This is a genomic window from Microbacterium tumbae, assembly GCF_054780175.1.
Genome location: NZ_BAAGWV010000002.1, coordinates 544,433 through 556,903 on the forward strand (window position 1 = coordinate 544,433; position 12,471 = coordinate 556,903).

General features: G+C 71.2%; 11 protein-coding genes. 3 read left to right on the forward strand and 8 right to left on the reverse strand.

The features are described from left to right. Window positions 1-25 precede the first annotated feature (25 nt). The 6 genes from ACYVGQ_RS09910 to ACYVGQ_RS09935 all read right to left on the reverse strand — a co-directional run bounded on the left by ACYVGQ_RS09910 (window position 26) and on the right by ACYVGQ_RS09935 (window position 6,249). Window positions 26-1,066 (reverse strand): alanine racemase, encoded by a 1,041-nt coding sequence (locus ACYVGQ_RS09910; protein ID WP_460784459.1) that lies wholly within the window; start codon window positions 1,064-1,066, stop codon window positions 26-28. Beyond that, window positions 1,063-1,767, reverse strand: coding sequence for an alanine racemase C-terminal domain-containing protein (locus ACYVGQ_RS09915; protein WP_460784460.1), 705 nt, complete (start codon window positions 1,765-1,767; stop codon window positions 1,063-1,065). Before ACYVGQ_RS09915 ends, ACYVGQ_RS09910 begins: the two co-directional genes overlap by 4 nt. 16 nt (window positions 1,768-1,783) lie before the next feature. Continuing rightward, window positions 1,784-2,539 carry a type 1 glutamine amidotransferase gene (locus ACYVGQ_RS09920; RefSeq protein ID WP_460784461.1) on the reverse strand — a complete coding sequence of 252 codons (756 nt, stop codon included), beginning with the start codon at window positions 2,537-2,539 and terminating at the stop codon, window positions 1,784-1,786. Next, on the reverse strand, window positions 2,536-3,855 hold the full coding sequence (locus ACYVGQ_RS09925) for a MurT ligase domain-containing protein (protein ID WP_460784462.1): 1,320 nt from the start codon (window positions 3,853-3,855) through the stop codon (window positions 2,536-2,538). Before ACYVGQ_RS09925 ends, ACYVGQ_RS09920 begins: the two co-directional genes overlap by 4 nt. Beyond that, window positions 3,852-5,132: an RNA polymerase sigma factor gene (locus ACYVGQ_RS09930; RefSeq protein ID WP_460784463.1), complete on the reverse strand. Its 1,281-nt coding sequence runs from the start codon at window positions 5,130-5,132 to the stop codon at window positions 3,852-3,854. Before ACYVGQ_RS09930 ends, ACYVGQ_RS09925 begins: the two co-directional genes overlap by 4 nt. Before the next feature lie 175 nt (window positions 5,133-5,307). After that, window positions 5,308-6,249 (reverse strand): proteasome assembly chaperone family protein, encoded by a 942-nt coding sequence (locus ACYVGQ_RS09935; protein ID WP_460784464.1) that lies wholly within the window; start codon window positions 6,247-6,249, stop codon window positions 5,308-5,310. 107 nt (window positions 6,250-6,356) lie between these two features. Here ACYVGQ_RS09935 and ACYVGQ_RS09940 point away from each other — a divergent pair, with 107 nt between their 5' ends. From ACYVGQ_RS09940 to sucB, 3 genes are all read left to right on the forward strand, one after another. Beyond that, a complete protein-coding gene (locus tag ACYVGQ_RS09940) occupies window positions 6,357-7,853 on the forward strand; it encodes a leucyl aminopeptidase (protein ID WP_460784465.1) in 1,497 nt (498 codons plus the stop codon). Beyond that, window positions 7,850-9,223: a dihydrolipoyl dehydrogenase gene (gene lpdA / locus ACYVGQ_RS09945; protein WP_460784466.1), complete on the forward strand. Its 1,374-nt coding sequence runs from the start codon at window positions 7,850-7,852 to the stop codon at window positions 9,221-9,223. Before ACYVGQ_RS09940 ends, lpdA begins: the two co-directional genes overlap by 4 nt. Before the next feature lie 64 nt (window positions 9,224-9,287). Beyond that, on the forward strand, window positions 9,288-11,036 hold the full coding sequence (sucB, locus tag ACYVGQ_RS09950) for a 2-oxoglutarate dehydrogenase, E2 component, dihydrolipoamide succinyltransferase (protein ID WP_460784467.1): 1,749 nt from the start codon (window positions 9,288-9,290) through the stop codon (window positions 11,034-11,036). A gap of 6 nt (window positions 11,037-11,042) precedes the next feature. On the opposite strand, the gene ACYVGQ_RS09955 is transcribed toward sucB, so the two are convergent. Continuing rightward, window positions 11,043-11,552, reverse strand: a complete 510-nt coding sequence (locus tag ACYVGQ_RS09955) for a hypothetical protein (RefSeq protein WP_460784468.1) — start codon at window positions 11,550-11,552, stop codon at window positions 11,043-11,045. A 45-nt stretch (window positions 11,553-11,597) separates the two neighbouring features. After that, on the reverse strand, window positions 11,598-12,467 hold the full coding sequence (locus tag ACYVGQ_RS09960; RefSeq protein WP_460784469.1) for a hypothetical protein: 870 nt from the start codon (window positions 12,465-12,467) through the stop codon (window positions 11,598-11,600). Between the last annotated feature and the right edge of the window lie 4 nt (window positions 12,468-12,471).

The following is a 12,471-nucleotide window of genomic DNA, read 5'->3' on the forward strand; positions in this document are numbered from 1 at the left end:
CGCTCACTGCGAAGCCGTGGGCCGTTCAATCCCCGTGGACACGGGGGATGCGCGGTGACAGCCGTGTGAGGATCTCCTCGCCGACGGTGCCGATCCGCTCCGCGAGGTCGGTTGCGCTCGGCTCGCCCTGGTCGCCCGCGCCGAACAGCCGTACGCGCTGTCCCACCGCAGCTCCTGGCCAGGGCGCGACGAGCATCTCGGTCATCCCGATCTCGCGAATGGCCGCGACACCGCCCGTCGTGCCGACGGGAGCGCCGACGAGCGTCGAAGGAACGCCGTCCAGCGCGCCGATGCCGAGCGTCACCGCTGCGGCCGACACCGCGATCACGGGCGCGCTCAGCGTGGCGATAGGACGGATGCCCTCGGGCTCCGGCCCATCGGCCGAGCGGATGCCGTAGCAGAACGCGCCGATGCGGGAGAGATTCCCCCGCAGCTCCGGACGCCACCAGGCGGCGGCGGACGCCGTGAGGTGCAGGACCTCCGGCGTCGCCCCCGTCGCCGCGGCCTCGTCGACCGCCTGCAGGAAGACCTCCCTGGACGCATCGTCGTCCGCATCGCTGGCCTCCGAGATGTGGCTCCACACCCCGACGAGACGGATGCTCCCGGCGGCCTCGGCCGCTCGGGCCTCCCCCACCGTCGCGGCCCAGTCCTCAGGGCGGATCCCGTTGCGGTGGAGTCCGGTGTCGATCTTCAGGTGCACGCGCGCCTGCCGGCCCGCCCGCTCGGCGATCGTGATCACGCGGGCGAGATACTCCCGCGTGCCGACGCCGAGGTCGATGCCGGCCTCCACCGCCTGCGCGACCTCCTCGTCCTCCGAGGTCGCCCAGGCGAAGATCCGGCCGTACGCGCCGAGGACGCTGCGGACGCGCAGGGCGGAGGAGACGTCGTAGCTGCCGAACCATTCCACTCCGGCATCCGCCGCCACCGATGCGGACCACTCCAGGCCGTGCCCGTAGGCGTCGTCCTTCATCGCGAACAGCAGCGCCGACGGCGCGATCCGCTCCCTCACCGCTGCGATGTTCGACCGCAGCGCTCCCGCGGAGATCTCCAGCGTCGGCGTCATCATGACTCCCATTCCCGCATGGCCTTGAGTCCCGCCACGGTCACGAGCTCCGCGGCGGAGAGGCCGGTGATCCGGCTCCACGAGGAGAGCGCGTCGATGGCGCCCCCTCGCCCGCCGAAGAAGGTCGCCTCCGCGCCAAGGCGCACCTCGGCGTCGCGGATCTCGACCACGCAGACATCCATCGCGACCCTGCCGACGATCGGATGCGGCGCACCGTCGATCTCCACCTCGGCCCTGTTGCCGAGCGCGCGGACGATGCCCTGCGCGTAGCCGCCGGTCACGAGCGCCACGGCGGTGTCCTCGGACGCCCGGAAAGTATAGCCGTAGGAGACCGACTCCCCCGCCCGGAGCGGTTTGATCGAGAGCACGCGCCCGGCCAGGCGCAGCACAGGCGCCGTCGAGCGCCTCCCGTCCGCATCCGGCAGCCCGTAGAGCAGCAGCGGATCGATGTCCGCCGGCTCGTCGAGGGACGCGACGACGCCCTCGAGGGAGAGCGCCTCGGCCTCGAGAGGAGTGTCCACGCGCACCGCCCGCGCGCCCGCGGCCACGACGGCCTGGGCGACCGGAAGCAGACCGTGCCCCCAGGCATCCCTGCGCAGATCCGCGACCCGGCCGCCCGCCGCCACCGCAGCACGCGCTGACTGCGCCAGCGCCGCCCGAGAGCGGAAGGCGCGGACGAGTGCGCTGTTCGGCGACCAGCTCACCACCGGACCTCCTCCGTCACACCTGAATGGTCTTGAAGCCCTTGTCGCGAGTGGGCCGCAGCAGGATCTTCGTCCGAGCCGCCTCGGCGTACTCGTCGAGATCGCTGGGCGCCGCGGCAGCGAGGGCGAACCCGCGGCGCTCGGCGACCGTACCGATCAGGACATCCGTCAGCGCGGGGTTCAACGGCAGAACCGGCCCCTGCAGATTGCTCGCGAAGGCGCTGCCGCGACGCACGATCTCGCCGCGGGCCGCGCCGCGCGCGAAGCTGCCGTGTCCTTCGAGCACGGTGCCGTAGGCGACCCCCGCGTCCCTCAGGGTCCACTCCGAGGCGTGATCCTCGAAGCCGACCACACGGTCGTCCGACGTCTGGACGACGATGTACCCGACCCTCCGGTCGCTGACGCGCGCCACGCGGTACGGGAGCACGCCGAGGCCGGGCAGCGTCTCGCCGTCCGCGATGTCGATCCCCTCGCCGAGGAGCTCGGCGGAGCCGCCGACGGAGAACAGCGCGCCGCCGTCCGCGATGTGCGCCTCGATCCTGTCCGCGCGTGCGGCGAGGTCGGCGTGGACGCCCCGCAGGGCCGAGAGCGGCCCGTTGCCGACCACGAGCACGTCGAGATCGTCGGGCAGCTCCTCGCCCGGGCCGACCAGCACCGTGACCGTCTCGATGCCACGCGCGGCGAACCGCCGTTCGATCGCGCGGACGTTGCCGCGGTCGCCGGTGATGCCGAGCTCGGACGGATACAGCTGGGCGATCGTGACCTGCGTCATCGGCGCGCCACCTCCTGGTCGCCGTATCCGAGGATCCGGCGGCCGATCATCATGAGCTCATAGTTCACGAACCAGATCTGCCGCCCCGACACGCTCTCGGGGAAGGAGCGCATGATCTCCACCGCCTTCTCCAGGTCGGGCTCGACCGCATCGATCCGAACGCCTGCATAGGCCAGCGCCAGCGCCAGCTGATGGGCCTTCTCCCCCGTGACCACGTCGACGTGCGGCAGCGCGGCGAAGTCCACGTCGTACAGCCAGGAGACGTCGGGCGTGCCGTCGTCGATCGCCATCAGCACCCGCTCGGGTGCGGCATCCAGTGCATCGAGGTTCATCTGAAGGCTGGGCGCGTTCTTGAACATGACGAACTCAACCTGCTCGCCGGCAGGATCACGGCGCAGCGGGATGACCTCGCCGCGCCCGTAGGCGGGAGCCATCTGCGCGAATCCGGCGGCCGCCTTCGAGGCCGAGAATCGCGGGCCCAGCACGCGCGCGGCGACCGTCAGCGCCGCGGCCGCATCGGCCGCGTAGTGCAGGCCGCGAGCCGGCAGGGTGAGCCGGACGTCCGCGCCGTCGACGTTCACGCCGATCTCCCGGCCCGACACCTCGCGCACCTCGGCGAAGGCATCGTGCGCGACGACGCCCTCGGTGCCGCTGCGGGTGTCCCGCGCGTTCGCGAGACCATGAGCGGATGCCGCGACGACGTCCTCCGACACCCCGAAGAACGACAGTTCGCCGCGCAGACCGGATGCGTCGATCTTGCTGAGATAGGGATCGTCCCGGTTCACCACCACGTGGGCGGAGGCGCGGGTGGAGGCATCCAGCATCATGTCGGCGACGCGCTCCGTCTCATAGAACCGGAACAGCTGGTCCACCTGCACGTTCAGCGACAGGATCACGGACGGCGACAGCAGGTCGGCGAGGTCCGAGGCATACCCCTCGTCGACCTCGAGCACCGCGACGTCCGCGCGGACGCGACCGGTGAGCGTGGCGTCCGCGAGCAGGGCGCTCGTGACGCCCTGCGGCAGGTTGGCCCCCGTCGGGTTGGTGAACACCGTCAGCCCGTGGGCGCGGAGCACCTCGCTCACCATGTGCGTGGTCGTCGTCTTGCCGTTGGAGCCGAGCACGAAGATCACCCCGTCGGGGAACTGCCCCGCGAGCGTGGGCAGCAGCGTCGGAGACAGCCGGTTCGTGAGATAGCCGGGGAATGCCGAGCCGCCGCCGCGCAGGCGCGTGGCGAACCGGGCCAGCTTCCCCGCGAGGACGGGGAAGACGTACCGGAGACCTGCCGAACGCGCCCGAGGAGCGCCCGTCATCATTCGAGGTAGTCCCGCAGCGACTGCGATCGGCTCGGGTGACGCAGCTTCGCCATGGTCTTGGACTCGATCTGGCGGATGCGCTCGCGGGTCACTCCGAACGTGTCGCCGATCTGGTCCAGGGTCTTGGGCTGGCCGTCGCCGAGGCCGAAGCGCATCCGGATGACTCCGGCCTCGCGCTCCGACAGGGAGTCGAGCAGCTGCTCGAGCTGACGCTGCAGCATCGTGAAGCCGACCGCGTCCGCGGGGACCACGGCCTCGGTGTCCTCGATCAGGTCGCCGAACTCGCTGTCGCCGTCCTCGCCGAGCGGGGTGTGCAGCGAGATCGGCTCGCGGCCGTACTTCTGCACCTCGATGACCTTCTCGGGGGTCATGTCGAGCTCGCGGGAGAGCTCCTCCGGAGTGGGCTCGCGACCCAGGTCCTGCAGCATCTGACGCTGCACGCGCGCGAGCTTGTTGATGACCTCGACCATGTGCACGGGAATGCGGATGGTCCGGGCCTGATCGGCCATCGCACGCGTGATCGCCTGGCGGATCCACCAGGTGGCGTAGGTCGAGAACTTGAAGCCCTTGGTGTAGTCGAACTTCTCGACGGCTCGGATGAGACCGAGGTTGCCCTCCTGGATCAGATCCAGGAACTGCATTCCGCGGCCGGTGTAGCGCTTGGCGAGGGAGACGACGAGACGGAGGTTGGCGCCGAGCAGGTGGCTCTTCGCGCGCTGGCCGTCTCGGGCGACCCACTGCAGGTCGAGACCGAGCTGGCTCGTCTTCTCCGCGGGGGACATCGCCGAGAGCTTCTCCTCGGCGAAGAGGCCCGCCTCGATCCGCATCGCGAGCTCGACCTCTTCCGCCGCGTTCAGCAGCGCGACCTTTCCGATCTGCTTCAGGTAGTCCTTGACCGGATCGGCGGTCGCACCCGTGATCTGGGTGGAGTAGACCGGCACATCCTCGTCGTCGTTCGAGGAGATGACGATGGCGCCGGTCGGCAGCGGCTCGCTGAAGGCGGGCTTCTTGCCGTCCTCGTCGTCCTCGTCCACGGCCTCACCGGCGGGAGCGGCCTCGTCGCCGCCTGCGACGTCCTCGTCGTCGACGACATCCTCTCCGGCATCGTCCTCGTCGGACTTCTTGCGGCGCTTGGCCGGCGCCTTCTTGGCCGCCGTCTTCGCGGCGGGCTTGACAGCGGCCTCGGCGGCAGGAGCCGTGGTCTCGTCCGTCTCGACGACCTCAGCGTCGGCGGCGGCCTTCTTCGTCCGGGATGTCTTGGTCGCGGCAGGAGTCACGTTTCGCCTCTCACGAGCGGGCCGGGCCCGCCCGGAACTTTTCGGACACTAGTAAGACCCTTGTCAAGTCCGCGGCGTTCAGGCCGAGTATTGACAACGGGTCGGACTACCAGTATCGCACACGTGGAGAGGTTCGGCGCCCTCGGCGCGACGATCGGGCCGAGCCGGTCCGAAATCAGCCCCGGCCGTGCTTGTCGTCCTCGCCAGGGGGCCGCGTGGCGAGGTAGCGCTCCAGCTCGGCGGCGAGCTCGTCCGCGCTCGGAAGATCGCGCTCGCTGAAGCCGGGGTCGAAGCGCTCGGCATCCTCGAGGCTGTGCCCCGCCATGTAGGCGTCGTAGCGGTTCTCGAGGGTCTGCAGCATCTGACGGAGCTCGTCGTTGCCGAGGACCTGGTCGTCGACCTTGCCGAGATACTGCTCCCGCTCGGACTCGACGCTGTCCAGGGACAGCACGAGCCCGGTGGAGCTCATCAGTCGCTCGGCCGCCGCGATCACCGCGTTCGGGTTCTCCGTCTCCGCCAGGTAGTGCGGCACGAGGAGCACGAATCCGACGACGCGGTCTCCGCGCTCGGCGAAGCGGTACTCCAGGAGGTGCCCCGCCGTCGCCGGGACCTGCGTGCGCGGGCGCCACACCGACTGCGAGGCGATGAGCTCGCTCCGGTTGCCGCTGACCGTCGTCCCGATCGGGCGGGTGTGCGGAACCGGCATCGCGATCGAGTGCACCCAGCTGAGACCGGACACCGCGAACTCGTCGGCAAGCTCCAGCACCACCTGGGCGAAGGCGTTCCATGCGAAGTCGGGCTCGTAGCCGGCCAGCAGCAGGAACGGCTGGCCCAGCGCGTCATGGGCCAGCGAGAGCTCGAGCCTGGAGGGGCGGAACTCCGTCAGGTGGTCCTGCTCGAACACGATGATCGGGCGGCGGGCGCGATAGTCGAGGAGCACATCGTTGTCGAAGACCACGACGGGCTGAGGATCGGCGGTCTCGCGAAGGTGGTCGATGAGGCCGGACACGGCGCTGCCGGCATCCGTGAATCCGGTCAGCAGCATCACCAGGGGCAGGCCGGAAGGCACCGCGGGCGCGTTCGCAACCCGCTCGAAGAGGTCACCGGGAAGAGGCATGCATCCATGCTACGAGCAGGGGCCGATGCCGGGGCCGGTGTCGCTCTCAGCGAACACGCTCCTTCGGCGACCGGCGTCGGGCCGCGCCCGATCCCTAGGATGGGATCATGACGCTTCCCGTGCTCTCGCACACCACAGACGCATTCCCCGGAAGTGCTGCAGACGCCGCAGTGCTCGTCATCTCGGACACCGCAGCCGAGGCCCTCGCCCCGTATCCCGGGCTGAGCGAGGCTCTCGACGGGATCGGGTTCACGGGCTCGGCCGGCGCCTTCGCGCGCATCCATCTCCCCGAGGTCTCCGCGATCCCGCTCGCCGTCGTCAGCGCAGGCCCCGCGCCCACCGCCTCGACGGTGCGCGATGCCGCCGGCGTCGCCCTGCGCACGCTCACCGGCTTCGCGACGGTCGCCGTGGGCCTCGCCCCCGACGTGGCGGATCTCGCATCCGCGGCGGCCGAGGGCGCGGTCTTCGGCGGCTACCGCTTCGACGACTACCGGGCCGATCAGAGCAAGAAGCGGGCGGATGCGGTCATCCTGCACGCCGAGGCGATCGCCGATGCCGACCTCGCCCATGCGCAGGCGCTCGGCGAGGCGCTCGCGCTCGTGAAGGACCTCGTCAACGTGCCGGCGCAGTGGCAGAGCCCGGCCGATCTCGCTCAGAGCGCCGTCGACAGCGTCGCGGGGCTGGACATCGCCGTCGAGGTGCTCGACGAGGCGGCTCTCGCCGAGCAGGGCTTCGGCGGCATCCTCGGCGTGGCTCAGGGGTCGGAGCGCCCTCCAAGGCTGGTGAGACTGGACTACTCCCCCGCCGGCGCCGTCCGCCACATCGCGCTCGTCGGCAAGGGCATCACCTTCGACACCGGCGGCCTCTCGCTCAAGCCCGCCGCCGGCATGGTCGGCATGAAGTTCGACATGGCGGGTTCGGCCACCGTCCTGGCCTCGATCCGGGCGATCGCGACGCTCGGGCTCCCGGTCCGCGTCACGGCGTGGATGTGCATCACCGACAACATGCCCTCCGGCGCGGCAACTCGCCCCGGCGATGTCCTCCGGATGCTGGACGGCACCACCGTCGAGGTCCTGAACACGGATGCGGAGGGACGGCTCGTCCTCGGCGACGGTCTCGTGGCCGCCAGCCGGGAGAACCCCGACCTCATCATCGACGTCGCGACGCTCACGGGGGCGATCCTCGTGGCGCTGGGCCATCGGCACACCGGCGTCATGGGCTCCGACGACGCGGTGGCCGAGTACCTGGCGGCGGCGGAGCGGGCCGACGAGCTCGCCTGGGCGCTTCCCCTTCCGGAGTACATGGCGGAGAGCCTGAAGTCACCCATCGCCGACCTCGTCAACGCCAGCATGGGAGATCGCGCCGGCGGCTCGCTCTTCGCCGGCCTCTTCCTGCAGCGCTTCGTCGGCCGTACAGGCGAGGAGGAGGACGCGCCCCGAATTCCATGGGTGCATCTGGACGTGGCGGGTTCGGCAGAGCACAACGCCGCGCCGTACGGATTCGTCGACAAGGGCCCGACCGGGGCGACCGTCCGATCGATCGTCGCACTCGCCGAGGCATCCGTGAACGCCGAGGCATCCGTGAACGAGGAGAAGACCGCATGACCGCGCATTCCTTCGATGTCGTCGTCCTCGGGGGCGGCAGCGGCGGCTATGCCGCGGCACTGCGCGCCGCGGAGCTCGGCAAGAGCGTCGCCCTGATCGAGAAGGACAAGGTCGGCGGCACCTGCCTGCACCGCGGCTGCATCCCCACCAAGGCGCTGCTGCACGCCGCCGAGGTGGCCGACCACGTGCGCGACGCCGCCTCGGTGGGCGTCTCCGCCACCCTGCAGGGCGTCGACGCCGCCGGCGTCCGCAGCTACCGGGAGAGCATCGTCGCGAAGAAGTTCAAGGGCCTGGAGGGCCTCGTCAAGGCGCGCGGCATCACGGTCGTCGCCGGCACCGGCCGGCTCGTCGCCGACAGGTCCGTCCAGGTCGGCGACGACACGTACGCCGGGGCCGACGTCGTGCTGGCCACCGGCTCGTACAGCCGGAGCCTCCCTGGACTCGAGGTCGGAGGACGCATCCTCACCAGCGAGCAGGCACTCGACCTGGACGTGGTCCCCGAGCGCGTCCTCATCCTCGGCGGCGGCGTCATCGGCGTGGAGTTCGCGAGCGTCTGGCGCTCCTTCGGCGCCGAGGTCACGATCATCGAGGGGCTCGAGCACCTCGTTCCGAACGAGGACATCGCGCTGAGCAAGGGCCTGGAGCGCGCGTTCCGGCGCCGCGGCATCCAGTACTCGCTCGGCACGCGGTTCTCGTCCGCGGCCCAGGACGACGACGGCGTCACCGTGACGCTCGAGGACGGGAAGACCTTCACGGGCGACTACCTCCTCGTGGCGGTCGGACGCGGACCCGTGACCGCCGATCTCGGCTATGAGGACGCGGGGGTCACGCTCGACCGCGGCTTCGTGGTCGTCGACGAGCAGCTGCGCACCGGAGTCCCCGGCCTGTGGGCCGTGGGGGACATCGTCCCCGGCCTCCAGCTCGCGCACCGCGGATTCCTGCAGGGCATCGCGGTCGCCGAGCGCATCGCCGGGCAGAACCCGCCGCCGGTGCCGGAGACGCAGATCCCCAAGATCACCTACTCGAACCCCGAGGTCGCCTCGGTCGGGCTGAGCGAGGCCGCCGCCGTCGCGGCGCACGGCGCGGATGCCGTCGTGAGCTACGAGTACAACCTCGCCGGCAACGGCAAGAGCGAGATCATCGGCACCGGCGGCCTCGTCAAGGTCGTACGGCAGAAGGACGGTCCCGTCCTCGGCGTGCACCTCCTCGGCGACCGCGTCGGCGAGCTCATCACCGAGGGCCAGCTGGCCGTCGCGTGGGAGGCCCATCCCGAGGACATCGCGCCTCTGATCCATGCTCACCCGACGCAGAGCGAAGCTCTCGGCGAGGCCTTCCTCGCGCTGGCCGGGAAACCGCTGCACGCGCTCTGAGCACCAACCGGCGCCGAGGTCACTAAGCTGAATGCGTCACAAACTTCTTGAAGGAGACTCTGTCATGAGCACATCCGTGGTCCTCCCCGCTCTCGGAGAGAGCGTCACCGAGGGTACGGTCACCCGCTGGCTCAAGCAGGTAGGAGACACCGTGCAGGCGGACGAAGGCCTGCTCGAGATCTCGACCGACAAGGTCGACACCGAGATCCCCTCGCCCGTCACCGGCGTGATCGAGGAGATTCTGGTCGCCGAGGACGAGACCGTCGAGGTCGGTGCGCTTCTCGCGCGCATCGGCGACGGCTCCGGCGCGGCACCGGCATCGGATGCTCCTGCCGCAGCCCCCGCCGAGGCCGCAGCCGCTCCCGCGGAGGCCGCCCCGGCCGCTGCGCCCGTCGAGTCGGCGCCGGCCGAGGCCGCGCCCGCCGCCGAGACCCCTGCGGAGGCCGCGCCCGCTGCCACGCCGTCGGGCGACAGCACGGACGTCGTGCTCCCCGAGCTGGGCGAGAGCGTCTCCGAAGGCACCGTCACACGCTGGCTGAAGCAGGTCGGCGACGAGGTCGCCGTCGACGAGGCCCTGCTGGAGATCTCCACCGACAAGGTGGACACCGAGATCCCGTCGCCGGTCGCCGGCGTCCTGCAGGAGATCGTCGCCGCCGAGGACGAGACGGTCGCCGTCGGCGGCGTGCTCGCCCGCATCGGATCGGGCGCAGCCGCTCCCGCGGCAGAAGCCCCGGCGGCTTCTCCGGAGCCGGCCGCCGCACCGGCCCCCGCCCCTGCTGCCGCTCCCGTGGCTTCCGCGCCCGTCGCCGCCCCCGAGCCGGTCACCGCAGCCGCTCCCGCCGAGGCTCCGGCGCCCGTCGCCGCACCGGCTCCGGCCGCACCCGCTGCAGCTGCCGCCTCGACGGAGTCCGACACCCTGTACGTCACTCCGCTCGTGCGCCGTCTCGCCGCGCAGCAGGGCGTCGATCTCGCACGCGTCACCGGCACCGGCGTCGGCGGTCGCATCCGCAAGGAGGACGTCCTCAAGGCCGCCGAGGCCGCGCAGTCGGCACCCGCCGCCGCGCCGACGCCCACGGCCGCACCGGTGGAGGTCTCTCCGCTGCGCGGAACGACGCAGAAGATGTCGCGCCTGCGCAAGGTCGTGGCGGAACGCGCCGTCGCCTCGATGCAGCAGACCGCGCAGCTGACCACGTTCGTCGAGGTCGACGTCACCGCCGTGGCGAACTACCGTCTCAGCGTCAAGGACGAGTTCCTGAAGAAGACCGGCGACAAGCTGTCCTTCCTGCCGTTCTTCACGCTCGCCGCCGCCGAGGCGCTGCAGACGTTCCCGATCATCAACGCGACCGTGGACGGCGACAGCATCGTCTACCCGGCGTCCGAGAACATCTCGATCGCCGTCGACACCGAGCGCGGCCTCCTCACCCCCGTCGTGCGCGACGCGGCGTCGAAGAACCTCGCTCAGCTCGCCCACGAGATCGCGGACCTCGCGGCCCGCACGCGCGACAACAAGCTGAAGCCCGATGAGCTCGCCGGCGGCACGTTCACCGTGACCAACACCGGTTCGCGCGGAGCGCTGTTCGATACTCCGCTGGTGTTCCTGCCCCAGTCGGCGATCCTCGGCACCGGCACCGTGTTCAAGCGCCCCGGCGTGGTGACGGTCGACGGCGTGGACGCGATCGCGATCCGTTCGTACGTCTACCTCGCGATCTCGTACGACCACCGCATCATCGACGGGGCCGATGCCGCACGGTTCCTCGGCGCGATCAAGAGCCGGCTCGAGTCCGCGCAGTTCCAGGCGAACCTCGGAATCTGAGTCGCCTCATCGATCTGGCTGGTCCGCGACGTCGTAGGCGTCGCGGACCAGCCATTTCCCGTCCTGCCGGATGAGCACCAGCATCTGCTCGCCCGACTTCGCACCGTCACCGCCGATGCGGACGACCGCGATGTCGCCGTAGTCGTCCACGAGAACGGGGGCGACGGTTCCCGACGCCCCCAGGATCGCCTCGGGATCTGCGTTGGCGCCTTCGGCCAGCGCGGTCGGGCATTCCGGATCTCCCTGATCCGCACAGGCGCTCAGCGCTCGCAGGAGGGCCTCCGTCGCGACCACCGGATCATCAGGACCGTCCGTCGTCGAAGGCGTCGTCGGCCGGCTGCGCGGAGCCGGCGCACGGTCCCCTTCGGTCGTCCCCGTCTCGCCGTCGCCCGCGTCCACGGCAGACGCATCGTCGACGTCCGGACGCGCGGGAACGACGCGCTGCTCGGTCGAGGCCGCCTGCGCGGCGCCAGACGGCGCGTCATCGCCTCCCGGCAGGAGAAGCCCGACGATCACGACGACAGCCGCGGCTCCGCTGCCGGCGAGGAAGAGGCCCTGCCGTCAGCGCGGAGTGGCAGTCCGCGTGCCGCGCCCGCGCTCAGGACGTCCGCCCGCCGGACGCGCACCCCGCCATCGCCTGACCCGAAGCGGTGCCGCGCCCCGGAGTCCGGAGAGATGCGCCACGCGCTCCGTCATCAGGGTCCGGAGATCGCGCCGGTCCCTGACGCGCCGACGTCCGGCTTCAGCCGCCCCCTGGGTCACAGCCGCCGTCGTCACCTCCCTCGCGAGCTCCGGAGCGTGCACCTCGGTGCGCAGCGGGCGCGGCGCGGCGAAGGCGAGGAGCTCCCGTTCCCAGCGTTCCATCCTGCCGGCGGATGGCATCGTCTCTCCCACCGCGGCCGCGATGCCCAGAAGAAGGCGTCTGAGCGCACGATCGGCGCAGTCCTCTCCCGCGCGCTTCAGGATCTCCGTCGCTCCCGAGAGCGCCGGCCGGTCGCCTCCCGGCACGCACAGCGGTCGCCCGTCATAGCTCAGCCACCAGTCCCCGGCCAGGTCGGCGTCCGCACGCTCGGCGATCTCCCGGAGCCCCCGGAGCACGCTCGCGACGAGCGTGACCCACTCCCCGGCATCCAGACCGGCATCCGCTCGCGAGCGCCGGGACAGGAAGGGCGCGATGCGCGTAGAGCACCACGGCAGAAGCGCGCCGTGCCCGTCGAGCGATCTGGCGACCTCGAGGGGAGCTGCGACGTGCTCGGCGCCGGCGAAGCGCCAATCCAGCGCACAGGACGACGACCCGATGTCAATCCAGACCGCGACGGCGTCGCCGTCCGCCACGAGCATCCCTCGATACGGGCCGTCGCCCGCGGCGATCCTCCTGATCCTGCGGTGCGCGCCGTCGAGTGCCGCCGTCATCTCCTCCGTGAACGTCATGCAT